Origin of the sequence: Amycolatopsis sp. NPDC004079, from assembly GCF_040610415.1 — a bacterium.
GTDB lineage: Bacteria > Actinomycetota > Actinomycetes > Mycobacteriales > Pseudonocardiaceae > Amycolatopsis > Amycolatopsis halotolerans.
The window spans coordinates 11834-34691 of record NZ_JBEXMH010000079.1; the positions used below are offsets into that span (position 1 = coordinate 11834).

21 protein-coding genes are annotated in these 22858 nt (G+C 69.5%); 14 read left to right on the forward strand and 7 right to left on the reverse strand.

Annotation, left to right across the window (positions count from 1 at the left end):
- The first annotated feature begins 23 nt into the window (after positions 1–23).
- Complete coding sequence (locus ABZX37_RS43070) at positions 24–1490, forward strand: ABC transporter substrate-binding protein (protein ID WP_354749798.1); 1467 nt, start codon at positions 24–26, stop codon at positions 1488–1490.
- On the opposite strand, the gene ABZX37_RS43075 is transcribed toward ABZX37_RS43070, so the two are convergent.
- On the reverse strand, positions 1487–2365 hold the full coding sequence (locus ABZX37_RS43075) for a LysR family transcriptional regulator (RefSeq protein WP_354749800.1): 879 nt from the start codon (positions 2363–2365) through the stop codon (positions 1487–1489). The genes ABZX37_RS43070 and ABZX37_RS43075 overlap by 4 nt on opposite strands.
- Positions 2366–2436: 71 nt before the next feature.
- Between ABZX37_RS43075 and ABZX37_RS43080 the strand changes: the two genes are divergently transcribed.
- Positions 2437–3468 carry an SDR family oxidoreductase gene (locus ABZX37_RS43080; protein WP_354749801.1) on the forward strand — a complete coding sequence of 344 codons (1032 nt, stop codon included), beginning with the start codon at positions 2437–2439 and terminating at the stop codon, positions 3466–3468.
- Here the strand turns inward: ABZX37_RS43080 and ABZX37_RS43085 are convergent.
- The gene (locus ABZX37_RS43085; RefSeq protein ID WP_354749803.1) at positions 3452–4204 is read right to left on the reverse strand and encodes an SDR family oxidoreductase; all 753 of its coding nucleotides are present in this window, start codon (positions 4202–4204) and stop codon (positions 3452–3454) included. The genes ABZX37_RS43080 and ABZX37_RS43085 overlap by 17 nt on opposite strands.
- 58 nt (positions 4205–4262) lie before the next feature.
- Between ABZX37_RS43085 and ABZX37_RS43090 the strand changes: the two genes are divergently transcribed.
- The gene (locus ABZX37_RS43090) at positions 4263–4895 is read left to right on the forward strand and encodes a class I SAM-dependent methyltransferase (RefSeq protein ID WP_354749805.1); all 633 of its coding nucleotides are present in this window, start codon (positions 4263–4265) and stop codon (positions 4893–4895) included.
- Positions 4896–5003: 108 nt separating this feature from the next.
- On the opposite strand, the gene ABZX37_RS43095 is transcribed toward ABZX37_RS43090, so the two are convergent.
- The gene (locus ABZX37_RS43095; RefSeq protein WP_354749807.1) at positions 5004–6905 is read right to left on the reverse strand and encodes a S8 family serine peptidase; all 1902 of its coding nucleotides are present in this window, start codon (positions 6903–6905) and stop codon (positions 5004–5006) included.
- A gap of 164 nt (positions 6906–7069) precedes the next feature.
- Here ABZX37_RS43095 and ABZX37_RS43100 point away from each other — a divergent pair, with 164 nt between their 5' ends.
- A complete protein-coding gene (locus ABZX37_RS43100; protein WP_354749809.1) occupies positions 7070–8263 on the forward strand; it encodes an MFS transporter in 1194 nt (397 codons plus the stop codon).
- A 37-nt stretch (positions 8264–8300) separates the two neighbouring features.
- Positions 8301–8807 (forward strand): GNAT family N-acetyltransferase, encoded by a 507-nt coding sequence (locus ABZX37_RS43105; protein WP_354749811.1) that lies wholly within the window; start codon positions 8301–8303, stop codon positions 8805–8807.
- On the opposite strand, the gene lpdA is transcribed toward ABZX37_RS43105, so the two are convergent.
- The 3 genes from lpdA to pip form a co-directional block, all read right to left on the reverse strand.
- Positions 8797–10182, reverse strand: coding sequence for a dihydrolipoyl dehydrogenase (lpdA, locus tag ABZX37_RS43110; RefSeq protein WP_354749813.1), 1386 nt, complete (start codon positions 10180–10182; stop codon positions 8797–8799). The genes ABZX37_RS43105 and lpdA overlap by 11 nt on opposite strands.
- A 209-nt stretch (positions 10183–10391) precedes the next feature.
- On the reverse strand, positions 10392–11162 hold the full coding sequence (locus tag ABZX37_RS43115; RefSeq protein ID WP_354749815.1) for a lysophospholipid acyltransferase family protein: 771 nt from the start codon (positions 11160–11162) through the stop codon (positions 10392–10394).
- Between the two features lie 64 nt (positions 11163–11226).
- Complete coding sequence (pip, locus tag ABZX37_RS43120) at positions 11227–12645, reverse strand: prolyl aminopeptidase (RefSeq protein WP_354749817.1); 1419 nt, start codon at positions 12643–12645, stop codon at positions 11227–11229.
- Between the two features lie 91 nt (positions 12646–12736).
- Between pip and ABZX37_RS43125 the strand changes: the two genes are divergently transcribed.
- The 6 genes from ABZX37_RS43125 (at position 12737) to ABZX37_RS43150 (ending at position 20123) form a co-directional block, all read left to right on the forward strand.
- The gene (locus ABZX37_RS43125) at positions 12737–13420 is read left to right on the forward strand and encodes a response regulator transcription factor (RefSeq protein ID WP_116205481.1); all 684 of its coding nucleotides are present in this window, start codon (positions 12737–12739) and stop codon (positions 13418–13420) included.
- A 5-nt stretch (positions 13421–13425) separates the two neighbouring features.
- Positions 13426–14691 (forward strand): HAMP domain-containing sensor histidine kinase, encoded by a 1266-nt coding sequence (locus tag ABZX37_RS43130; RefSeq protein WP_354749819.1) that lies wholly within the window; start codon positions 13426–13428, stop codon positions 14689–14691.
- Between the two features lie 849 nt (positions 14692–15540).
- Positions 15541–16923, forward strand: a complete 1383-nt coding sequence (locus ABZX37_RS43135; RefSeq protein ID WP_354749834.1) for an amino acid permease — start codon at positions 15541–15543, stop codon at positions 16921–16923.
- Positions 16920–17696, forward strand: coding sequence for a carbon-nitrogen hydrolase family protein (locus ABZX37_RS43140; protein WP_354749821.1), 777 nt, complete (start codon positions 16920–16922; stop codon positions 17694–17696). The genes ABZX37_RS43135 and ABZX37_RS43140 overlap by 4 nt, the downstream gene beginning before the upstream one ends.
- A complete protein-coding gene (locus ABZX37_RS43145) occupies positions 17693–19387 on the forward strand; it encodes an NAD(P)/FAD-dependent oxidoreductase (protein ID WP_354749823.1) in 1695 nt (564 codons plus the stop codon). Before ABZX37_RS43140 ends, ABZX37_RS43145 begins: the two co-directional genes overlap by 4 nt.
- A 106-nt stretch (positions 19388–19493) precedes the next feature.
- On the forward strand, positions 19494–20123 hold the full coding sequence (locus ABZX37_RS43150; RefSeq protein WP_354749825.1) for a TetR/AcrR family transcriptional regulator: 630 nt from the start codon (positions 19494–19496) through the stop codon (positions 20121–20123).
- Between the two features lie 205 nt (positions 20124–20328).
- Here ABZX37_RS43150 and ABZX37_RS43155 read toward each other — a convergent pair whose 3' ends face one another.
- Positions 20329–21039 (reverse strand): TetR family transcriptional regulator, encoded by a 711-nt coding sequence (locus ABZX37_RS43155; protein WP_354749827.1) that lies wholly within the window; start codon positions 21037–21039, stop codon positions 20329–20331.
- A 69-nt stretch (positions 21040–21108) separates the two neighbouring features.
- On the opposite strand from ABZX37_RS43155, the gene ABZX37_RS43160 reads away from it, so the two are divergent.
- The 3 genes from ABZX37_RS43160 to ABZX37_RS43170 all read left to right on the forward strand — a co-directional run bounded on the left by ABZX37_RS43160 (position 21109) and on the right by ABZX37_RS43170 (position 22748).
- On the forward strand, positions 21109–21975 hold the full coding sequence (locus tag ABZX37_RS43160) for an alpha/beta hydrolase (RefSeq protein ID WP_354749829.1): 867 nt from the start codon (positions 21109–21111) through the stop codon (positions 21973–21975).
- Positions 21976–22068: 93 nt separating this feature from the next.
- Positions 22069–22491 (forward strand): hypothetical protein, encoded by a 423-nt coding sequence (locus ABZX37_RS43165; protein WP_354749831.1) that lies wholly within the window; start codon positions 22069–22071, stop codon positions 22489–22491.
- Positions 22492–22562: 71 nt separating this feature from the next.
- Positions 22563–22748 carry a DUF5302 domain-containing protein gene (locus tag ABZX37_RS43170; RefSeq protein ID WP_354749832.1) on the forward strand — a complete coding sequence of 62 codons (186 nt, stop codon included), beginning with the start codon at positions 22563–22565 and terminating at the stop codon, positions 22746–22748.
- Positions 22749–22858 lie beyond the last annotated feature (110 nt).

Here is a 22858-nt window from a genome sequence, read left to right on the forward strand (position 1 = left end):
TTTCCACCTGGTAGTAAGTCAGCATGCGATCGCGTCTGCTGGTCCCGCTCACGCTCGCCGCCCTCGTCGCGGCCGGTCTCTCCGGCTGTTCGTCGTCGGCCGAACCCGCTCAGCCCGGCGTCTTGTCGGTCGGCCTCGGCGAACCGGGCACCTTGTTGCCCGCCGACGTCACCGATCCGTCCGGCCGCCTCGTCACCGGCGCGTTGTGGACGCCGCTCGCCGATTACGATCCGGCCAGCGGAAAAGCCACTCCGCGCGCGGCCGAGTCGATCAGCAGCACGGATCAGGTGACCTGGACTGTCAAGCTGCGGCCCGGGAAGTTCCACGACGGCACGCCGGTCACCGCGCAGTCCTATGTGGACACCTGGAAGGCGATCGCGGGACATCACTGGGCCAGCACCCCGGTGCTCACGAAGTCGCTGCGGGCCAAGGAAATCACCGCGGTCGACCCGGCGCGGCTGCGGATCGTGCTCGACCGGCCGTCCAACCAGGTGCCGGCCTGGCTGTCCGCACCCGGACTGGTGCCGATGCCCGCGGCGGTGCTGAAATCGCGCGACTGGAACGGATTCGCCCGGCATCCGATCGGCAACGGCCCGCTGCGCCTGGAGGGCGACTGGCAATCCGGGTCCGGCGGCAAGCTCGTCCGGGTAGTCGCGGATCCGGGACGGGCCAAGGAAATCAATCTGCGCGTCGGCAATCCGGCTGAGCAGTACGACGAGGTCAAGGAGGGCAAGCTCGACGTCGCCACGTCCGTCCCCGGCGACCGGCACGAGGCGATGCACGCCGATTTCGCCGACCGGCACGCGATGTGGGCGCTCCCCCGCGCCGGCTACCTGGTGTTTTCCGCTGAGGCGACGCGATTCGCGGACCCGACAGTGCGACACGCGTTCGCGCTCGGCACCGACCGCGGCGCACTGGAATCCGGGCCGCTCGCCCACCAGGCGGACGCGGCCAAGGGGTTGCTGCCGCCGGCGGTCGCGCCCGGCGAGCGTTCCGGGAGCTGCCGTCCGTGCACTTTCGACGGCCCGGCCGCCAAATCCCTGTTGAACCAAGCGGGATTCACCGGTGACGCCGCGGTGTACTACGACAGTTTCGACGGCACGTGGCCGCAGGCATTGGCCGACGGTTTGTCGAAGAGCCTGGGAATCTCGGTCACCGCACAGCGGAAAGCGACGGGAGGCAAGCCGACCGGACCGTCCGCGCTGGAGGTCAAGGCCGTGTCGCCGAGCCCGTCCGACATCCTCCACGCTCTGGCGGACGCCGCCGGTTACACCGACGCCGGTTTCGCTGCCGATCTCAATTCCGCCGAAACCACCACGGCGCCGGAAGAAGCCGCGCAGCTGTTCCGGATCGCCGAGAACGAAGCCCTGCGCGATCTCCCGGCGATTCCACTGTGGACTGCACACGGGCACGCCGTCTGGTCCGCCCGGGTCCACGACGCGGTGACGACACCGTTCACCGGAATCGACCTGACTCGGCTGCGTGACTAGACCCGAGCGTGCTGCTTCAGCACTTCGCCGAACGCTGCCGTCAACGGATCCGGTTCGCTGCGACCGTACGCGACCAGCTCACGTCGAATCGGCTTGCCAGGACGCAAAACTCGCCCGCTGAACTCCGCTGGCAGCACGTTCGCCGGAACCAGCGCAGGTCCCAATCCGGCCGCCGCGAGCAACGGTGCGGCGGCGGTTTGTTCCGTACGCACGGCAGGCCGCGGCCGGAAGCCAGCTTCCGCGCAGGCAGCGTCGAGGAGTTCCGCTAAGCCGTGACCAGGCGCGTAATGCACCCACGCGCAGTCGGCAAGATCGGCCAGCTCGACCGTACCGTCCGAAGTGGACTCCATAGCGCCGTCGGCCGGGAGCACCACCACGAACTCCTCGGTGCCCAGCGACCGCACCGGGCCGGTCCAGTCAGCCGGACGCGGGCCGATCGCGAGGTCCGCTTCGCCGGCCAGCATGGCATCGCGCAACTCGTCGGCATGGCGGTATTCGAAAAGCCGCACGTCGACGTCCGGCCGCTCGCGTCGCCACACCCGGAGCGCGGGCGGCAGCACCCCGAGACTCACCGAGTAGACGGTCGCGATCAGCAGCTCTCCGGCGACCTGGCCGGAAGCCTGCCGCGCGGCGCACCGGGCGCGTTCGGCGTCAGCGAGCGCGGCGCGGGCGTGCGGCAGCATCGCGCGGCCCATCGGCGTGAGCCGGACCGCGCGCGGCAACCGTTCCAGCAGCGGCCCGCCGACGCTGTGCTCCAGCGCCCGCATCTGGTGCGACAGCGCGGGCTGCGTCACGTGCAACTGCTCGGCGGCCCGGGTGAAGGAACCGGTGTCGACCACCGTGACCAGGTACTCGAGCTGCCGAAGACTTGTCATAAACACAGCTTATCGAAGCCGTGAGAAGTAAGCCTTGGATTTATCAGCTCGGCGAGGTCAGGATCGAAGACATGAGCAGCACACGCGTGGCCCTCGTGGCCGGGGCCAACGGGATCATCGGCCGGAAACTCATCTCTCACCTGCGGACTCTCGACGGCTGGGAGGTGCTCGGGCTCTCCCGTCGCGGCGGGCCGGGCGGCCTCGCCGTCGACCTGCTCGATCCGGCGGGCACCCGGGCGGCGCTGGCCGGCGTCGGCGCGACGCACCTGTTCTACGCCGCTTACCAGGACCGGCCGACGTGGGCGGAACTCGTGCCGCCGAACGTGGCGATGCTGGAGAACCTGGTGAACGGCCTCGACGAAGGCCCGCTGGAACACGTCAGCCTGATGCAGGGCTACAAGGTCTACGGCGCGCACCTCGGGCCGTTCAAGACTCCCGCCCGCGAAGCCGACGCGGGACAGCACATGCCACCGGAGTTCAACGTGGACCAGCAAAAGTTCCTGGAACGCCGCGCGGCGGCCGGCGGTTGGTCGTGGTCGGCGATCCGGCCGTCCGTCGTCGGCGGGACGACGCTGGGCAACCCGATGAACCTCGCTCTCGTGATCGCGGTCTACGCCTCGATCTCGAAGGAACTCGGTCTGCCGCTCCGGTTTCCCGGCAAGCCCGGCGCGTACGACAGCCTTCTGGAGATGACGGACGCACAGTTGCTTGCGGAAGGCACGGTGTGGGCGGCGACGTCGAGCCGCAACGAAGCGTTCAACATCGCCAATGGCGACCTCTTTCGCTGGCGAGAGCTGTGGCCGAAGCTAGCCGCGTACTTCGACCTTGAAGTCGCTCCGCCGCTACAGCTGCCGCTGACCACGGTGATGGCCGACAAGGAACCACTGTGGACCGAGATGGCTGCGAAGCACGGTCTCACCGCTTCGTACGCCGACGTCTCTTCGTGGGCCTTCGGCGACTTCGTGTTCTCGTGGGACTACGACATGTTCGCGGACACGTCGAAGTCGCGCCGCGCCGGCTTCCACTCCTATGTGGACACTGAGCAGATGTTCTACCGGCTGTTCGACGAGTTCCGCCGTGACAAGGTCATCCCCGGCCGATGAACGGCATCGTGGTGGCGGTGATGGTGAGGAACTGGACGTTGGCGTCCAGCGGCAGGCCCGCCATGTAGAGCACCGCGTCGGCGACGTGGCCCGCGTCGAAGGTCGGCTCGGCCAGCAGCCGTCCGTCGGCCTGCGGGATGCCCGCGGCCATCCGCTCGGTCATCTCGGTGGCCGCGTTGCCGATGTCGATCTGTCCGCACGCGACATTCCAGGCGCGGCCGTCGAGCGAAATCGACCGGGTCAGGCCGGTGACGGCGTGCTTGGTGGCGGTGTACGCGACGCTCGCCGGGCGCGGCGCGTGCGCGGAGATCGAGCCGTTGTTGATGATCCGGCCGCCACGGGGGTCCTGGTCGCGCATCAGCCGAACGGCCTGCTGCGCGACCAGGAACATGCCGGTGAGGTTCGTGTCGACAGTGCGTCGCCAGTCCTCGACGGACAGATCCGCGACGGTGCCGCCGAGCGAAACTCCGGCGTTGTTCACCAGCAGGTCCACGCGGCCCCACTCGTTGCGCACCGCCGAGAAAAGCGCCTCCACCGAGGCGGGATCGGCGACGTCTGTGGGCACGACCAGCGCGTTCGCGTTCGAACCGGCTGTCTCGCGCAAGGCGTCCTCGCGGCGTCCGGCGAGCGCGACCCGGTAACCGGCGCCGAGCAGCGCTTCGGCGATCCGGCGGCCCAGCCCGGAACCTGCCCCGGTGACCACAGCGGTCTTCTCCGACACAGTCTTCTCCTGCACGCGGCCTCCTCAAAAGTCAGTTCGCCCGCACGTTGCCATATCGCGGCACACTGGGTTCATGGGACCACGTGACACGCTGCTCGCCGGTTTCGCCAAACAGCTGGGCCATCCGCGCGGCCGGGCCGGGCAGGCTGTTGTCCGGCTGCTCAACAACGTCAACCGCGGGCCGGTCACCGGAGCGGTCGACGCGCTGGAGATCCGTCGCGGCGAAACCGCGCTGGACCTCGGTTTCGGCGGCGGACTGGGTCTCGACCTCCTGCTCCGCGCCACCGAGGGCGGCACCGTGCACGGCGCGGAAATCTCCGAAACGGCGCTGGCCCGGGCGCGGCGGACGTTCCCGAAGAACCTCGCCGCCGGACGGCTGGTGCTGCACCAAGCCGGGATGGCCGAGCTTCCGCTGGGCGACGGGACCATCGACGCGGCGCTGACCGTCAACACGGTCTACTTCATTCCCGACCTGGTGCCCGCGTTCGCGGAGGTCGCGCGAGTGCTCTCCGGCGGCGGCCGGTTCGTCGTCGGCATCGGGGATCCCGAGATGATGCGCGAAATGCCGTTCACCGGCCACGGTTTCCGGCTGCGCCCGCCGGAAGAGATCGAGAAAGCACTCGAGGAGGCAGGGCTCGAGCTCCGCCGCCACGACCGCCTCGGCGACGGGCCGCGGGCGTTCCACCTGCTGGTCGCCGGACGCTGAAAAGGGCGGGTTCCCAGCTCCCGCAGAAGTACGTGAAGGGCCCCTTGAGGGAATCAGATTCCCTCAAGGGGCCCTTCACGGATCGTCGTCCTTTAGCGAGAAACTGCGCTACTTCTTCGGCACGCCCAGCGCGGCCAGCGCCGGACCGGCCATGATCACGCCGTTGCCGGTCACCGCGTCGAACCCGGGCGCGCCCAGGTCGATCGCGCTCGACACCAAAGCCGTGCGGACGTCCGCCGAGGTCGCGGACGGCTTGCCCGACAGCAGCAGCGCCGCGATCGCCGCCGCGTGCGGGGCCGCCGCCGAGGTCCCGAAGAACGGCTGGAAGCCGGTCACCGAGGTGGCCACGCCGTCGGCCGCGGTGATGTCCGGCTTCGCGCGGGTCGCGCCGCCGGTCGAGGACACGTTGCCCGGGGTCAGCTCAGTGCCGTCGGCGTTGTAGAAGAGGTGCCGCTGGCCGTCGGAGGTGAAGCGCTCCCACTTGCTGGCCGAGGTGAACAGGCCCGGGTACGGACCGGCCGGGTTCGCCGGGTCGCCGGTCTCCAGCGGACGCCCGAACGCGGTCGCCGCCGGGGCCGCAGCCACCGAGAACGCCGCGGCCGCCGCCGAGTGGCCCGAGGTCACGCCTGCGGTGCTGAAGCCCTTGAGCGAACCGGAGTCGACGAACCGGCCGCGGACCACGTTGACCGCGAAGAACCGGTCCGCGCCGCTGTACTTGACCACTGCGAGACGGTAACCGGAGCCGGACGTCGGCACGGTCAGGCTCTCGTACGGGTTCTGCGAACCGTTCTGCGGGTTGGCGCTGGAGGCGACGACGCTGCCGGAGGCGTTGAGCAGGAACAGGTCGTAGTCGTTGGCCGAGTGGCCCCACGGGTCCGACCAGAACAGCGTCACCGGCCTGCCGAGCGAGCCCGCCGACAGCGGGTCGGTGGTCTGCACGCCGGTGCCAGGGTCGAAGTCGTGCGGGGTCCCGGTGACGCCCGGCAGCGTGGTGCCGGACGAGCGGAAGTCGCCTTCGTAGTAGCCGCTGCTGCCGTCGGTGAGGTTGCCGGAGTTGCCCGCGGAGGAGAAGTAGAGCGCGCCTGCCGCGGTCACGTCGTTGACTGCCTGCGCGACCTGCGTGTCCTGGAACGGCGACTCGTCGAAGTACGCGACGTCGTCGACGATCACCGTGCACTTGCCGGTGTTGCGCAGCGCGCGGATGTTGTCCGCGAAGCTCGACTCGCTGGTGAAGGCGGTCGCGAAACCGAGGGTCGCGCCCGGGGCGAGATCGTGGACGATCTCCAGCATCGCCGTGCCCTCGTCGCCGCTGCCCGCCTGGCCGGGGAGCACGTCGACCGCGGGCAGTTCCCCAGCGTCCTGCGACTTCTTCAGCGAGTTGACGCCGTCGGAAAGCACGCAGACCTTCACTCCGGTGCCGTTCACGCCGTAATCCGTGCGGGCGGTGTCCGCGCCGTGGGCTTTGTCCCCTTCGGACACCTGCACAGCGGCGACGGCCTTCTTGGCCAGCTGCTGACGCTGCGCGTCGGGCTCGTTCCAGGTCATCGCCAGCGTCGCGGGCTGGACCTGGCGGACGTCGCCGCGCGCCGCGATCCGGTCCACCGCGTTCAGCGGCAGCTGGGCGCGAACCGAGCCATTGGACGATGTGGACTGAACGGTGCCGCCCGCGGCGCGCACAGCCTTCGCGATCGCGGCACCCGCGGTACCCGCGATGTCCACCGAGACCGTGCCGGTCTGGCTGACCGGCAGCCCGGTGCGGTAATCCGGAAGCAGTGCGGCGAGACCGCGGTCGGCGCGCAGGCGCTTTTCCACGACGAGCTGGCTGGACTGCTTCTGCTCGGCCGGGCTGAGGGTCTTCTTGATTCCCTGCAACGCGCTGATCCCGGCTCCGGCGCGGGCGTTCGCCGCGTCCGCCGCAGACGGCTGCGCGACGGCGACCCCGCTCCCGGCGAGCACCACCCCGACCGCTAGGGGCGCGGAATACGCGACCACCCGGCTCGTTCTTCTCATGACAGCTCCTGTCCTCGCCCCCGGCCACCGACTGTGGTCACGTGAATCTAAAGAGCGACCGCGGTTAAGACCACCGACCAAAGTGGTATCTGCCCGGATGACCCATCTGGTGAGATTCGGATGGGCCGTTCCGGGGTACGAACCGGAGCTGGCACTCTGCTCACGTGGCGAATCTGGGGAGGGATTTCGCGCGGCTGTGGGCCGCGTACGCGATCAGCACGGCGGGCAGCACGGTCGGCGCGGGTGCGCTCGGGCTCGTCGCGGTGCTCGTGCTCGACGCGCCCGCGTGGCAGGTTTCGCTGATCACTGCCATCTCGGCCGCGTCCAGCGCGGTTCTCGCTTTCCCGCTCGGACCGCGCGTCGAGTTCGCCCGGAAGCGTCCCGCGATGATCACCGGAGACCTGGTCCGCTGCGCCGCATTGGCGAGCGTGCCGTTGGCGGCGGCGCTGCACGTGCTGACCATGCCGCAGCTCTACGCCGTCGACATCGTCGTCGCCACCTCGGCCGTCATCTTCTCCGCGGCCAGCGGCGCGCATCTGAAAGCTCTTGTCGCGCCGGACGAGCGAGCGGTCGCCTTGAGCCGCTTCGAGAGCACCGATTGGATCTGCTGGTCCGCCGGACCGCCGTTGGGCGGCGTCTTGATCAGCGCGCTGGGCGCTACCGCGACGATGCTCATCGACGCGTTTTCGTTCCTGCTGTCCGCGCTCGGAATCCGCCGCTTGCGCGCGCCGGAGCCGCCGCCTGTTGTCGCCGAGGGTCCGGCGCGCCGAGGGTTCACCGACGGATGGCGTTACCTGCTGCAGAGTCCCGAGCTGCGGCCGCTGTTCTTCAACTCGGTGTTGTTCAGCGGCGCGGTCCTGTGGGTCACGCCGCTGCAAACCGTGCTGATGCTGCGGGATCTCGGCTTCGCGCCGTGGGAATACGGGCTCGTCCTCGGTGTCCCCTGCCTTGGCGGGCTGCTCGGCGCTCGGCTCGCACCGACGCTCAGTTCTCGATACGGCGCGCAGAAAGTGTTGCTGTGGACTAGTTTCGCGCGTACGCCGTGGTTGCTCGTGCTGCCGTTCGCCATTTCCGGAGCCGCCGGAGTCACCCTCCTGATCGCCGCGAACTTCGGGCTGTTGCTGGTGGCGGGCATCTTCAACCCGACCTATTCGGCGTACCGCCTGTCGCTGATCGACGACGCTGTGCTGACTCGCACGCTCACCGCCTGGTCGACCGGAACCCGTACTGCCAAACCGATTTTCATCACCCTCGGCGGGATCGCTGCCGGGGTGCTCGGCGTGCGCTTCTCCCTGGGGATCGGTGCTGTGCTCTGTCTGCTCAGCGCCGCGGCTTTGCCCGCCCGCCGAGCCAGGTGATCAGTTTTTGTCGGTGGTGCCGGTTAACGTGGCTGCCATGTTCAAGATCGACCGCGCGACCGCTGCCGACGCCGCCGCGCTCACCGACCTCATGCACGCATCATCGGCCTACCAAGGCCAGTACGCCTCAATACTGGAGGGATACGTCGTCACGCCGGATTACCTTCGTCAGCACCAGGTTCTGGTCGCGCGCGGCCCTTCGGGACCGGTCGGGTTCGCCGCGCTCACCGATGCCGAACTAGACCTGTTGTTCGTCGCCGACGAAGCGCAGGGAACGGGGCTTGGTGCGCGTCTTGTCCGGCAAATTCTTGCTGCGGCAAGGGAAAACGGGCTGTCCGAGGTACGGGTGGTGTCGCATCCGCCAGCGGTGAAGTTCTACGAACGCATGGGCGCCCGGCAGATCGGGAGTGTCCCGCCGAAACCGCCGAGAATCTCGTGGTCGCGGCCGGAGCTGGTGTTTTCCCTGCCAGAGTCCGGAAACAACAGCGCCCCGGCCCGCGAAACCACCGCGGACCAGGGCGACCGTCGAAGAATCAGAAGTTGATCATATGACCGGCCAGACCGTGCACCGCTTCCTTGACCGCCTCGCCCAGTGTCGGGTGCGCATGCACGTTGCGCGAAACCTCGTGCACCGTAAGATCCCACTGCTGCGCCAGCGTCAGCTCCGGCAGCAGCTCCGTGACGTCCGGGCCGATGAGGTGCGCGCCCAGCAGTTCGCCGTACTTCGCGTCGCTCAGCACCTTCACGAAGCCCGCCGCGTCGCCGAGGCCGTGCGCCTTGCCGTTGGCCGTGAACGGGAACTTCGACACCTGGACGTCAAAGCCCTTCTCGCGCGCCTGCTCCTCGGTCCAGCCGAAGCTCGCGATCTGCGGCTGGCAGTAGGTCGCGCGCGGGATCATCACGAAGTCCAGTTCCATGGTCTCCGCGCCGGCGATCGTCTCCGCCGCCACGATGCCCATCGACTCCGACGCGTGCGCCAGCATCAGCTTCGCCGTCACGTCGCCGATCGCGAACAGGTGCGGCACGTTCGTCCGGCCGCGGCCGTCGATCGCGATCGCGCCGCGCTCGGTGAGCGCGACACCGGTGTTCTCCAGGCCGTAGCCCTCGACGTTCGGCCGGAACCCGATGGCCTGCAACACCTTGTCGGCCTCGAGCACCTGCTGCTCGCCGTTCTTCGACACGGTCACCAGAACCTTGGTGCCCGAGTCGTCGATCGCCTCGACCTTGGTGCCCAGCAGGACCTTGATGCCCAGCTTGCGGTAGCGCTTCGCCAGTTCGGCGGACACCTCGGCGTCCTCGAGCGGCACCATCCGGTCGAGGAACTCGACGATCGTCACGTCCACACCGTAGTTGCGCAGCACGTACGCGAACTCCACGCCGATCGCGCCCGCTCCGGCGATCACGATGCTGCCCGGCAGCTCGCTTTCGAGGATCTGCTTTTCGTAGGTGACCACGCGCTCGCTGCGCTGTGTGCCCGGCAGCAGCCGGGCCGTCGCGCCGGTCGCGATGATGCCGTAGGTGAAGGTGATCCGCTCGCCGTTCACCTCGAGGGTGTTGGCGTCCACGAAGGCGCCGCGCCCGTCGTACTCGGTGATCTTGTTCTTCTTCATCAGGAAGTGCACGCCCTTGACGCGCCCGTCCGCGACCTTGCGGCTGCGCTCGTACGCCGCGGTGTAGTCGAACCGGATCTCCCCGTCGGAGGAGATGCCGTAGGTCTTGGCCTCCTCCTTCACGGTGTGCGCGAGCTCCGCGTTGCGCAGCAGCGCCTTCGAAGGGATGCAGCCGACGTTGAGGCACACCCCGCCCCAGTACTTCTCTTCCACGACCGCCACGCTCAGGCCCAGCTGCGAAGCCCGGATCGCCGCGACGTACCCACCGACTCCGGCCCCGAGGACCACCACGTCATAGTCTGCGCTCATACCGTTGAAACTACCCGCCGCGCCCGCGCGGGGCGGCGTGACGGCGCCCGCTTTCAGCGCGGCCGCTCGCCCCGGCGCGTGCTCGGACGGCGGATCCGGGCGATGCTCACCGGAATTGGACGCCACCTGGTCCGTGCCGCCGCTCTTGGGGCCGCTGAATTGTCCACAGTGGTCCCCACCGCGCCGAGCCGGACCGCCGGATCCGGTTGTCAGACCGGCGGACGCACGCCCCGGATCTCCGCCAGCAGCTCCGTCACCGCGGCCATGATCCGTGCCGTCGCTTCCTCCAGCACGTCCCTGGTCAGCTCCCGCCCGCGCAGATCGGCGAGCTCCACCGGCGGCCCGGCGACGAACTCGATCTTCCGGCGCGGCGGGACATGCGGATACCAGGATCCGGCGGGCAACAGCTCGTGCGTGCCCCAGTTCGCGACCGGAATCACCGGCACGCCGGTCTCCAGCGCGATCCGCGCCGCGCCGGTCTTGCCCTTCGACGGCCAGCCGTCCGGATCCGCGGAGAGCCCGGCCTCCGGGAAGATCGCCACGCATTCGCCCGCCCGTACCGCGGCGACGGCGTCGCGGTACGCGCCCGCGGCGGTCGGCGCGCCCCGGTGGACCGGGATGTGCTTGCCCGAACGCATCACCGACTTGATCACCGGGGCGTTCCAGAGACTCGCCTTCGCCAGGTACCGCGGCACCCGGCCGGAGCCGAGGCAGAACGCGGTGAGCGTCGTCGGGTCGGCGTTCGACAGGTGGTTGGAAGCCACCACGACCCCGCCCGATTCCGGGATGTTCCGCGCGCCGCGCACGCGGAACCGGCTCGTGAGGGCGAGCAGCTGCCACACGACCTCGATCGCGAAGTGGTACCAGGCGCCCCGGCCGGATTTGGCGAACCGCCTGCCGTACCTCTGCATGCCGCGGAAGCCGAGCAGCTCCCCTTCGAGCGGGGTCCAGTTGTCCCGGGTCCGGGTGCGCAGCGCCATGAGCGTCATTCGTAGCGGAAGACGCTCCGGTTCGGCGCCGCGCGGACCCGGGACGCGGCGGGAATCACACCCGCTCGAGCACCACCACGGGGATCTCGCGGTCGGTCTTCTTCTGGTAGTCGTTGTAGGCGGGCCACACCGCGGCGAGCTTCTCCCAGAGCCGGGCGCGTTCCTCGCCGGTCGCGGTCCGGGCGCGCGCGGTGAACTTGTCCGCCCACACCTGCACGCCGACCTCGGGGTTCTCCTGCAGGTTCAGGTACCAGCCGGGGTGGTTCTCCGCGCCGCCCTTCGAGGCGACGATCACCGGGTTGCCGTCGTCGTCCTGGTAGATGAGGGCGAACTTGCGGTCCTGACCCGTCTTGCGGCCCTTCGTGGTGAGCACCAGCGTCGGCACGCCTTCTTGCCAGTCGTGCCCGACCTGCCCGTCGGTCTCCTCGTAACGGCGAACGTGCTCGTCACCGAACAGCATGCGGATTTCCTTTCGTTCGACTTCCGCGCTCGACAGCCCGGACCTGCCCTCCCACCCTGCCGCGAACCGGTCGGTCGCGCTGATCAGCTCGTGCAGCGTGCCCGGTTCGTCGAAGGCGTGCCCGGCGTCGCCGATCATCTTCAGCTCGGCGCCGGGCAGCACCTGTGCGAGTTCCCAGGCGGTGGTGGCGGGAGTGACCACGTCGTACCTGCCCTGCACCAGAACACACGGGATGCCCGAGAGCTTCCCGGCGCCGCGGATCAGCTGGTCAGGGGCGAGCCAGCCGCCGTGGCGGAAGTAGTGGTTCTCGATCCGCGCGATCGCGAGCGCGAACTCCGGCTCGGCGAACGCGGCCACCACTTCTTCCTGCGGAGTGAACTTGACCGTCTCGCCCTCCCACCGGCTCCAAGCGAGCGCGGCGGGCCCGTGCACGTTCGGGTCCGGGTGATTCAGCAGTTCGTGGTAGACCTCCAGCAAGTCGCCGCCGCGGCGCGCGTAAGGCACCGGCGCGAGGAAACGCGACCACGCCTCCGGGAACATGCACGCCGCGCCTCCGCCGAAGAGCCACTGCACTTCTTTCAGCCGGAGTGTCGCGACGCCACGCAGAACCAGCTCGGTCACCCGCTCCGGATGCGTCTCGGCGTAGGCGAGCGCGAGCACGCTTCCCCACGAGCCGCCGAACAGCTGCCAGCGGTCGATGCCGCGGTCCTCGCGCAACTGCTCCATATCGGACACCAGATGCCAGGTCGTGTTCACCGACAGGTCCACGTCCGGCTCGCTGCAGTGCGGCGTGCTCCGGCCGCAGCCGCGCTGGTCGAACAGCACGATCCGGTAGCGCTCCGGGTCGAACAGCCGCCGGTGCCGCGCGGACGCGCCGCCCCCGGGCCCGCCGTGCAGGAACGCGACCGGTTTGCCCCCGGGATTGCCGCATTCCTCCCAATACAGCGTATTGCCGTCGCCGACCGGCAGCATCCCGTGGTCGTACGGATCGAGTTCCGGGTACAGACCGAGCATGCAGCCACTATGCCCGACCTCGGCCGCGTCCCGCTGAGGGTCCACTGTGGACGCGCGGACAACGCCGGGAGGGGCCGGTTAGGCTTCCCTCATGGCGAAGGTACTGGTGGTGGAGGACGACGCGGCGATCGGCAGCGTCCTCGACTCCGCGCTGCGCGGGCACGGCCACACAGTGCAATGGTGCCGGGACGGCCGCAGCGCGCTGCGCGAGACGGCGGCCGATCTCGTGCTGCTGGACCTGGGCCTCCCGGACGTCGACGGCGTCGAGGTGTGCCGGCGGCTGCGCTCGGCCATGCCGGGCGCGGTGCTCGTGATCCTCACCGCGCGGGCCGACGAGATGGACGTCGTGGTCGGGCTGGAGGCCGGGGCCGACGACTACCTCACCAAGCCCATCCGGCTGGCCGAACTGCTCGCCAGGGTGCGCGCGCACCTCCGCCGCGGCGCACCCGCCGCGCCGTCGACGCCGGTCGTGCGGATCGGCGCGCTGGAGGTCGACATCGCGAGCAGGCGGGTCAGCCTGAACGGCCGGGAGGTCGCGCTGCGGGCGCGGGAGTTCGACCTGCTCGCGCGGCTGGCCGTCCAGCCGGGGCAGGCGGTCAGCCGCGACACGCTGATGTCCGACGTGTGGGATTCGCACTGGCACGGCTCCACCAAGACGCTCGACGTGCACATCGCCGCGCTGCGCCGCAAGCTCGCCTCGGCCGCCGAGTCGCCCTACGAGGTGCCGAGGATCGCGACCTTGCGCGGGCACGGATACCGGTTAGAGGGGGACTGAACGGGGTGCGCCGCCGGATCGTGACGCTCACCGTCCTCGCCGCGGTCCTGGCCACGAGCCTGTTCGGACTGCCGCTCGCCGTCGGGGCGCTGTGGTACTTCCGCACGCACACCACGTCCGCGCTGGAGCGAGCCGCCGACGGCGCGGCCGTCGTGGTGTCCGACGCGCTCGCCGCCGGCGAGCCCGTCCAGGTCCCGGACAACGAGGACGGCGCCGAGGTCGGCGTCTACGACCCGCAGGGCCACCTCCTCGCCGGAGACGGCCCGCCCATCGCGGACGACGTCGTGCGCGGAGTCAGCGCGACCCGCAGCGACATGCTGAACCAAAAGGTCGGCGACGAGGACGTGCTGGCCGTCCCGGTGCTGACCGGAGCCCGCCTCACCGGCATCGTGCGCGCGGCGCTCCCCCGGTCCGCGCTGACCCGCGACGTCGGCATCACCTGGCTGGTGATGGCCGGATGCGCGATCGGCGCGGTGCTCGCGAGCTGGCTGGTCGCCCGCCGAATCGCCGCGCGGCTGACCCGTCCGCTGGAAGACCTTGCCTGCGCGGCGGCCCGCCTGGGCGAAGGCGACTTCTCCGCACGCTCCCGGCGCTCGGCGATCCCGGAAATCGACCGCGTCGGCGCGGCGCTGGACGTCACCGCGGCCCGCATCGGCGAAACCCTGGAACGAGAACGCGCCTTCTCCGCCGAAGCCTCACACCAACTGCGTACCCCGCTGGCCGGACTGCGCCTGCAGCTGGAATCTGCCCTGGAAACCCCCGGCCGCGACCCCTATGCCGCGGTGCGCGCCGGAATCACCGCCGCCGACCGGTTGGAACGCACCGTAGAAGACCTGCTCGCGCTGTCCAGGGAACGCCGCACCCCTCGCGACGAACTGGACCTCACCGCCCTCCTGGCCGGGCTGACCGACGCCCCGCTGCCCGACCACCGCCAGCTGCGCCTGGACATCACCGACCCGCCGCCAGTCCGCGCATCAGCTCCCGCCGTCCGGCAAGTGCTCGCCGTCCTGCTGGACAACGCACTGAACCACGGCGAAGGAACCATCACCGTCCGAGCCCGCGACGCCGGCGGAGCCCTGGCCGTGGACGTCGTCGACGAAGGCCCGGACCTCGGCGAACGCGACCCGTTCGCCGACCACACCCCCGGCGGGCACGGCATCGGCCTCCGCCTGGCCAGAAGCCTGGCCGAAGCCGAAGGCGGCCGCTTACGCCTTTCGCGGCCCGATCCGCCGACGTTCACGTTGCTGCTTCCGGAAGCACCCGCTTCCTGACCCGGCTCTGCCAGCGTCTCCCTGCTCGGGCAACCAGCAGAATTCCGCCTGCGTCCCAAGCCGCCGGACTGACTGCGGAGCCCCTTCGCACACCCTGCCGCAGCCGCTCCCGCTGACGGAGCCGACGCACCCGGAACACCCCGCCCATCGTCCCAAGTCGCTCAGCCAACCGGCCCGCGCGCGACGACCGGCACCACCCGAGCAACGCCCCGTTGCCACGGTCTTCCAGCCCCGCGACCAGAACCCGGAGCACCCTCACCTATCGCCCCACGTCCCTTCGCCCAACCGGCCCGTGTGCGGCGACGACTGGCACCACCCGAGTGAGGCCGCGCTGCCCGGTCTCCCGACCTCGCAACCGAAACCCGCAGCTCCCTCGCCCAAGCCCTCCGTCCAACCGGCCCACACACGCGATGCCTGCACCTGAGCAACGCCCCGCTGCCCTCAGCCCCGCACTGGAACCCAGAGCACCGTCACCCAGCGCTCCGGGCGCTGCCGCCCAACTGGTCCGCACCCGACGACCGGCATCACCCGAACAACGCACCGCCGTCCGGCACCACCCGATCTCCGCAGGCAAACCCGCCACCGCGACCCCCTGGAACCGATCACTTACAGTCATTCCCGGCCCGGAACCCCGAACCTCTCCAGGCCGTACCACTCCGCAGAAACCGACCCCGAGAGCGCAATGAATCACCTCCCACCACCCGCAATCCACAACAGATCTCGGTTCTCGGGGCAATTTTCGATCGATACCGTGGCTCGAAGTCGACAGAGCCGTCACAATCGATCGCTAGGAGCCGCCCGGTGAGCACCACCTCCTCCAGTCCTGCGCGCGGGAGGCTCGCCGCGGCGATGCTGCGCCGCAAACCGGTCACCGATCTGGTGGCCGAGGCGGATCACGGTCCGCTGAAGCGGTCGCTCGGGCTCAGCCAGCTGACCATGCTCAGCATCGGGGCCACCCTGGGCAGCGGGATTTTCGTGGTGCTCGGCGAGGCGGTCCCGGTGGCCGGGCCCGCTGTCGTGGTCTCGTTCGTGCTCGCCGGGATCACCGCGTTGTTCTCCGCGCTTTCCTACGCCGAATTGGCGGGCATGATCCCGCTGTCGGGCTCCTCTTACTCCTACGCGTACGCGACGCTCGGCGAGCTGATCGCCTGGGTGTGCGGCTGGTGTTTGGTGCTGGAGTACGGCGTCTCGGTCGCGTCCGTCGCGGTCGGGTGGGGGCAGTACGTCAACGAACTGCTGCACTTGGCGTTCGGAGTCGCGTTGCCGGAAGCGCTCAGCGGGCCGCCGGGCGACGGCGGGCTCGTCAACATTCCGGCGATTGTCGTGGTGCTGCTGGCGATGGTGCTGTTGCTGTCCGGCGCGAAGGAGAGCGCGCGGGCGAACGCGATCATGGTCGTGGTGAAGATCGGCACGCTGATTCTGTTCTGTGCCATCGCGTTCACCGCCGTCCGGGCGCAGAACTTCACTCCGTTCCTGCCGCTCGGGCTGGCCGGGATGAGCGCGGGCGGGGCGAAATTGTTCTTCTCCTACATCGGGTTCGACGCCGCCTCCACCGCCGGCGAGGAGGCGCGCAACCCGCAGCGGGACCTGCCGCGCGCGATTTTGTTGTCGCTGGCCATCGTGACCGTGCTCTACTGCCTGGTCGCGTTCGCCGCGATCGGCGCATTGCCGTGGCAGGAGTTCGGCGACAAGCAAGCCGCGCTGTCGCACGTGCTGACCACGATCTCGAGCAACCCGCTGTGGGCGATCCTGCTCGCGATCGGCGCGATCGTGGCGATCTCGAGCGTCGTGCTGACCGTCCTTTACGGACAGACGCGGATCCTGTTCGCCATGTCCCGCGACGGGCTCGTGCCGAAATCGCTGTCCACTGTGCATCCGAAGACCGGCGTACCGCGCACCAACACGCTCGTGGTGTCCGGGTTCGTCGCGGTGCTCGCCGCCTTCATCCCGCTCGGCAAGCTCGCCGACGCCACCAGCATCGGGACGCTGTTCGCGTTCGGGCTGGTCAACATCGCCGTGCTGATCCTGCGCAAGCGCCGTCCCGAAGCCGAACGCACTTTCCGGGTGCCGTTCTCACCGGTCACGCCGATCCTCGGCGTGGCATGCTGTGCCTACATGATGTTCAGCCTCGACGGGGCGACCTGGATCGTGTTCGGCGCGTGGATGCTGCTCGGCCTCGTCATCTACTTCGGCTACAGCATCCGCCGCTCGCGGCTCGCGGAGGTCCGATGATCATCGCCGTCCACCAAGGACCCTACGACCGGCTGCCCGAGGCAATGGCCGCGGCGGCGGAGCGCGGGGCCGAGCTCATCGTGACCGCCGAGATGGGCACGACGGGTTACAACATCGGCGCGGAAGCCGTCGCCGAACTGGCAGAACCGGCGGACGGACCGCACGCGGCCGAACTGGGCGCGTTGGCGGCCAAGCACCAGATCGGGTTGGTCTACGGCTATCCCGAGCGCGACGGCGACGCGGTGTACAACTCGGCGCAACTGCTGTCCGCGCAAGGGGAACGGCTTGCGAACTACCGCAAGACCCACCTGTTCGGCGACCTCGACCGCGACCAGTTCTCGCCCGGCGACGAGCCGGTGGTGCAGGCTGATTTCAACGGCCTCCGCACCGGCCTGCTGATCTGTTACGACGTCGAGTTCCCTGAACTGGTCCGCGCGCACGCGCTCGCGGGCACGCAGGTGCTGCTCGTGCCCACCGCGCTGATGCGGCCCTACGAGCGCGTCGCCGACTTGCTCATTCCGGTTCGTGCACACGAAAGCCAGCTGTACGTCGTGTACGCGAACCGCTGCGACACCGAAGGCGAGCTGAGCTACTGCGGACGCTCGACAGTCGCGTCACCGGATGAAGTCGTCGCGAAGGCCGGGCCGGACGAAGAGCTGCTGTTCGCCGACCTCGACCCCGCTGTGCTCGCTCAAGCGCGAGCCGAAACCCCGTACCTGGCCGACCGACGGCCGTCGCTGTACCGCTCTCTCACCGAAGGACCCCGGGTATGACCTCCGCAGTTCCCGCCGCGATCCACGCCGAGGAACCGGCCGGCAGGCCGATCACGATGTTCGGCCCCGATTTCCCTTTCGCCTACGACGATTACCTCGCGCATCCCGCCGGGCTCGGCACCGTGCCGGAGCGGGCGCACGGCACCGAGGTCGCGGTGATCGGCGGCGGCCTCTCCGGCATCGTGGCCGCGTACGAGCTGATGAAGCTCGGGCTGCGGCCGGTCGTGTACGAGATCGACGGGATCGGCGGACGGCTGCGCACGCACCGCTTCCCCGGCCTGCCCGACGACGTCGTCGCCGAGATGGGCGCGATGCGGTTCCCGCCGGCGTCGACGTCGCTGTTCCACTACCTCGACACGGCCGGGCTGGAAACCACGCCGTTCCCGAACCCGCTTTCGCCCGCCACGCCGAGCACCGTCGTCGATCTCAAGGGCCGCAGCCATTACGCGCGCACGCCCGAAGATCTGCCCGACGTGTACGGCGAAGTGGCGAAGGCGTGGCAACGCACGCTCGATGAGCACGCGTCGTTCGCGGAGATGCAGACCGCGATCCGCAATCGCGACGCCGCGACGGTCAAAAAGATCTGGAACGAGCTGGTGCCCCGGCTCGACAACCAGACCTTCTACGGATTCCTGTGCGATTCCCCGGCATTTTCCTCGTTTCAGCATCGAGAGATCTTCGGGCAGGTCGGATTCGGCACCGGCGGCTGGGACACCGACTTCCCGAACTCGATTCTCGAAATCCTCCGGGTGGTCTATACCGGGGCGGACGACGAACACCGCAGCATCGTCGGCGGCAGCGAGCAGCTCCCGAAACGGCTGTGGGAGCACGTCCCGGACCAGCTCGCGCACTGGCCGTCCGGCACGAATCTGGCTTCCCTGCACGAAAACGGCCAGCCGCGCCCCGGCGTCACGCGGCTGCACCGCACCGCGCCGAACAACATCACCGTCACCGACGAGTCCGGCCACATCCGCACGTTCGGCGCCGCGGTGTTCACGGCGCAGAGCTGGATGCTGCTGTCGAAGATCGAATGCGACGAGGCGCTGTTCCCGATCGACCACTGGACGGCCATCGAGCGCACGCACTATATGGCTTCCTCCAAGGTGTTCGTGCCCGTCGACCGCCCGTTCTGGCTCGAGAAGGACCCGGTCACCGGCCGCGACACGATGAGCATGACGCTCACCGACCGGATGCCGCGCGGCACCTACCTTCTCGGCGACGACCCGAACCGGCCCGCGGTGATCTGCCTGTCCTACACGTGGGCCGACGATTCGCTGAAGTGGCTGCCGCTTTCCGTGTCCGACCGCGTCGAGGTGATGTTGCAGTCCCTGCGCGAGATCTACCCCGGCGTCGACGTGCGGCGGCACATCGTGGGCGACCCGGTGACCGTGTCGTGGGAGGCGGAACCGCATTTCATGGGCGCGTTCAAGGCGAACCTTCCCGGGCATTACCGGTACCAGCACCGGCTTTTCACGCACTTCGTGCAGGATTCACTGCCCGAGCGCTATCGCGGTTTATTCCTTGCGGGCGACGACATCTCGTGGACAGCGGGCTGGGCCGAGGGCGCGGTGCAGACCGCGCTCAACGCGGTGTGGGGCGTGCAGCGGCATTTCGGCGGCGCGAGCGACCCGGCGAATCCCGGTCCGGGAGACCGGTTCGAGGACCTCGCGCCGATCGAACTTCCGGACTGAGCGGAGTCGTCAAGCGATACCGCGCGGTAGCAGCCGAACGTGTTTCCGCTGCGACATTCCGCCCGGTTAATCCGCCTTGCTGAACCGATCATGCCAAACTGATGCCATGAGCACCGATCCGGCGCCGAAGTGGCGGCGACTCGAACCGGACGAACGCAAAGAGCAGATCTACGCCTGTGCGGCGAGACTGTTCGGCGAACGACCGTATTCGGAAGTGTCCACTTCGGACATCGCGGCCGAGGCAGGCGTGGCCCGCGGACTGATCAATCATTATTTCGGAACGAAAAGGGAGTTGTACCTCGAAATAGTTCGACGCGCGCTTACTGTGCCACGGATTGCGGTGCAGATTCTGCCGGACGGACCGCTGGAAGTGCGCGCGGACGCCGCCATCGACTGGCTGCTCGACATGGTGCGCGGGCAGGAGAAACTGTGGCTCGCCGCGATCGCGCCGGAGGGCATCGGCCGCGACCCGGAGGTGGACCGGATCGTCGCCGAGGCCGACCGCGCGTCGGCCGACCGCGTGCTGGAGGCGGTCGGGCTGTCCCGCGAAAGCGCGCACGGCGAGGAGCTGAACGCCGCGGTGCGCGCGTTCGCCGGCATGGTGAAGGCGGCGGGCCGCGAGTGGCTCGTGCACCGCTCGCTGGACCGGCACCAGGTCCACACGCTGCTCACGATGTCGCTCGTGACCGTGGTGGGCCAGGTCTTCCCCGCGATCCAGCATCCGCCCCAGCACTGAGGTACCCGGAAGGAGAACCCCCGGCACCACGAGGGGGGAGGAAAGTGCCGGGGGCCCCTTCCGGAGGCAAGGCCCCCGGTAACTGTCCACGCTACGCCGGGAAAGCGTCGAATCGGTGTCGGTCGGCGCAGCGGTCGCCCGACTTTTCACCACGACCACGCGGACGGCCCAGTCCAGGCGCTCGAGCGGAGCAATTTCGCGAATTTCAGTCGCGCAACTGGGCCAATCGGCACGTGAGCCCGTCGAGGCAACGGCGGATCGCGAAGTCGAACAGTCGCGGATGGTAACCGGCGGCCGCCTCGGGGTCGGCGAGCAGCTCTTGCATCGAGCGCCCGAACGCGGCCATCCCGGGCAGGTCCTCGCGGCCGAGGTAGGAGGCGTACTCCTCGGTGTTGTCCAGGCGCAACGCGAGACTGCAGTCGCGCTCGTCCTCCAGCGCGACGTACTGGCACGCGGTGGTGGTGAGCACGGTGTAGGCGAGCGCGCTCTCCTCGCCGAAGCCCGCGCCCAGCAAGATCTGCACGCCGCGGTCCACCGTGGGCGTCGCCGCCGCCACCGACGGGCCGAACGACGCCATCCGGCGCGCGGTGCCCGGATGCTTGCGCAGCAGCTCGCGCAGGCCGGTCAGCAGCTCGACGAACCACTCCTGCCACTCCAGCCCGTCGTCCGGGAGCCGCAGCTGGCCGACGACCCGGTCGAGCACCGCGCACACCACCGCGTCCCGGTCCCCGACGTGGTGGTAAACGACCGCCGGGTACGCGCCGATCGCGGCGGCCAGCTGCCGCAGCGTCCAGCTTTCCAAGCCGCGTTCGACGGTGAGCTTCACCGCCGCGTCGATCACTTTTTTCGCGGTGACCGCGGGCAGCCCGGCGGCCGAACGGGACCGGGCGCGCTGTCCGGCACGCGGAGTCGGCATGCCGTGCACCGTAACCGGGAACCCGCCGGCTCGGCCACACGCGGTTCCACGCTGCGGCATGATCGGGGCATGCCACGCGCACAGGCCAACGGCCTCGAACTCGAGTACGACACGTTCGGCGACCCGGCTGCCCCGCCGATCGTCCTGGTGATGGGACTCGGCGCCCAGATGATCACCTGGGAGGAGGGTTTCTGCGAGCTGCTCGCGAGCCAGGGCTTCCACGTCGTGCGCTTCGACAACCGCGACGCGGGCCTGTCCACCTGGTTCGACGAACTGGGCGCGCCGGACCTCCCCGGGATCGTCGCGGGCACTGCCCCGGCGCCGTACCTGCTGTCGGACCTGGCGAACGACACGGTCGGGCTGTTCGACGCGCTCGGTTTCGCGAAGGCGCACGTCGTCGGCGCTTCGATGGGCGGGATGGTCGCGCAGCAGCTCGCGATCGACCACCCGGACCGGGTGCTGAGCCTGACGTCGATCATGTCGACGACCGGCGACCGGTCGGTCGGCCAGGTCTCGCCCGCGGCGCTGGCGACGCTCACCAAGCCGGTGCCGGAAACACGCGAGGAGCAGATCGAACTGAGCGTCGCGAACTACCGCGTGACCGGGTCGCCGGGCTATCCGGCCACCGAGGAATACTTGCGGCGCAAGGCGACCCGCAACTACGACCGGGGTCGGCACCCCGCCGGGATGCAGCGGCAAGCCGCCGCTGTCATGGCGTCGGGCGACCGTACCGAACGACTGCACGACGTCCAGGTGCCGACGGTCGTACTGCACGGCGATTCCGACGTGATGATCGACGTCAGCGGCGGGAAGGCCACTGCGGCGGCGATCCCGGACTCGGAGCTGGTCGTCGTCCCGGGCATGGGGCATGACCTGCCGGAACCGCTGTGGCCGGAGATCGTGGCCGCGATCGTCCGCGCGACCGCTCGCGCCTGACCGAGGTCAAGAAGCCGTCAAAAACCAGCGCCGGGGCGTACGGAACCTGTCCGCACGCCCTGGTGCACGCGCCCGCGCGAGGTGCCATGGGGCATGCGTACTGAAGGACGGCTGGCCGGCGGGTTCGGTTTCCCGCTCGGTTGTGTGGCGGTGGTGGCGGCCGCGATCGCGGCGGACCTTGCCGGGGCGACCGCGCATCCCGGTTATGCCGTGGCGGCGGTGGCGCTCGCGGTTGGCGCAGTGGCAGTGATCACGACCCCGCTCGCGGTGGCCGGAGCGGCCGCGGTGGGGTGGGCGGTGCTTGCCGGGTTCGCCTACGGCCGGGCCGGGGAGCTGCTTTTCAGCGCGGCGACCGGGTGGGTCGCGGTGATTTTGGCTGGTGCGGCCGGGTTCGGGCTTGTCCTCGGTGCCGGATGGCGCACCGTTCAGCGGGTTCGTCCGGTCTTCGCCGAGGCTGTCGTGCCGGAGCCGAGGAAGGCTGTCGAAGCTGGCCACCGCCGGGTGGCATCACTCTGAAATGGCTCGCCAAGGTGCGCGAAGGGCGCCAGGCTGACGGGGTATCACGTCGTCACCTTCGGAGGTCAGCCATGAGTGAAGCGCAACCGGCACCCAGCGACGGGGAGGGCGACGTCAAGCGGAAGTTCCGCGAGGCGCTCGAGCGGAAGCAGGCGAAGTCCCGGGAAGGGGCCGCGCACGAGACCGCCGGGCAGCAGGGGCAGCACGCGCATGGGCCCGCTGCCAACAAGCGGACTTTTCGGCGGAAGAGCGGCTGATCGCCGCTCCTCTTAGATATGGGTGCGTGGAGCACCCCGAAGCTTGATTGCGACTACGGTCTGGGGTTGCTTGTCAAGGCGGGAAAGATGCCTTGACAAGCAACCCCAGA

What these genes read in the sequence shown, in the direction of transcription:
- ABZX37_RS43070 (WP_354749798.1), top strand. Translation starts at nt 24, where the DNA reads ATGCGATCGCGTCTGCTGGTCCCGCTCACGCTCGCCGCCCTCGTCGCG.
- ABZX37_RS43075 (WP_354749800.1), bottom strand. Translation starts at nt 2,365, where the DNA reads ATGACAAGTCTTCGGCAGCTCGAGTACCTGGTCACGGTGGTCGACACC.
- ABZX37_RS43080 (WP_354749801.1), top strand. Translation starts at nt 2,437, where the DNA reads ATGAGCAGCACACGCGTGGCCCTCGTGGCCGGGGCCAACGGGATCATC.
- ABZX37_RS43090 (WP_354749805.1), top strand. Translation starts at nt 4,263, where the DNA reads ATGGGACCACGTGACACGCTGCTCGCCGGTTTCGCCAAACAGCTGGGC.
- ABZX37_RS43095 (WP_354749807.1), bottom strand. Translation starts at nt 6,905, where the DNA reads ATGAGAAGAACGAGCCGGGTGGTCGCGTATTCCGCGCCCCTAGCGGTC.
- ABZX37_RS43105 (WP_354749811.1), top strand. Translation starts at nt 8,301, where the DNA reads ATGTTCAAGATCGACCGCGCGACCGCTGCCGACGCCGCCGCGCTCACC.
- lpdA (WP_354749813.1), bottom strand. Translation starts at nt 10,182, where the DNA reads ATGAGCGCAGACTATGACGTGGTGGTCCTCGGGGCCGGAGTCGGTGGG.
- ABZX37_RS43115 (WP_354749815.1), bottom strand. Translation starts at nt 11,162, where the DNA reads ATGGCGCTGCGCACCCGGACCCGGGACAACTGGACCCCGCTCGAAGGG.
- pip (WP_354749817.1), bottom strand. Translation starts at nt 12,645, where the DNA reads ATGCTCGGTCTGTACCCGGAACTCGATCCGTACGACCACGGGATGCTG.
- ABZX37_RS43125 (WP_116205481.1), top strand. Translation starts at nt 12,737, where the DNA reads ATGGCGAAGGTACTGGTGGTGGAGGACGACGCGGCGATCGGCAGCGTC.
- ABZX37_RS43135 (WP_354749834.1), top strand. Translation starts at nt 15,541, where the DNA reads ATGCTGCGCCGCAAACCGGTCACCGATCTGGTGGCCGAGGCGGATCAC.
- ABZX37_RS43140 (WP_354749821.1), top strand. Translation starts at nt 16,920, where the DNA reads ATGATCATCGCCGTCCACCAAGGACCCTACGACCGGCTGCCCGAGGCA.
- ABZX37_RS43145 (WP_354749823.1), top strand. Translation starts at nt 17,693, where the DNA reads ATGACCTCCGCAGTTCCCGCCGCGATCCACGCCGAGGAACCGGCCGGC.
- ABZX37_RS43150 (WP_354749825.1), top strand. Translation starts at nt 19,494, where the DNA reads ATGAGCACCGATCCGGCGCCGAAGTGGCGGCGACTCGAACCGGACGAA.
- ABZX37_RS43155 (WP_354749827.1), bottom strand. Translation starts at nt 21,039, where the DNA reads ATGCCGACTCCGCGTGCCGGACAGCGCGCCCGGTCCCGTTCGGCCGCC.
- ABZX37_RS43160 (WP_354749829.1), top strand. Translation starts at nt 21,109, where the DNA reads ATGCCACGCGCACAGGCCAACGGCCTCGAACTCGAGTACGACACGTTC.
- ABZX37_RS43165 (WP_354749831.1), top strand. Translation starts at nt 22,069, where the DNA reads ATGCGTACTGAAGGACGGCTGGCCGGCGGGTTCGGTTTCCCGCTCGGT.
- ABZX37_RS43170 (WP_354749832.1), top strand. Translation starts at nt 22,563, where the DNA reads ATGAGTGAAGCGCAACCGGCACCCAGCGACGGGGAGGGCGACGTCAAG.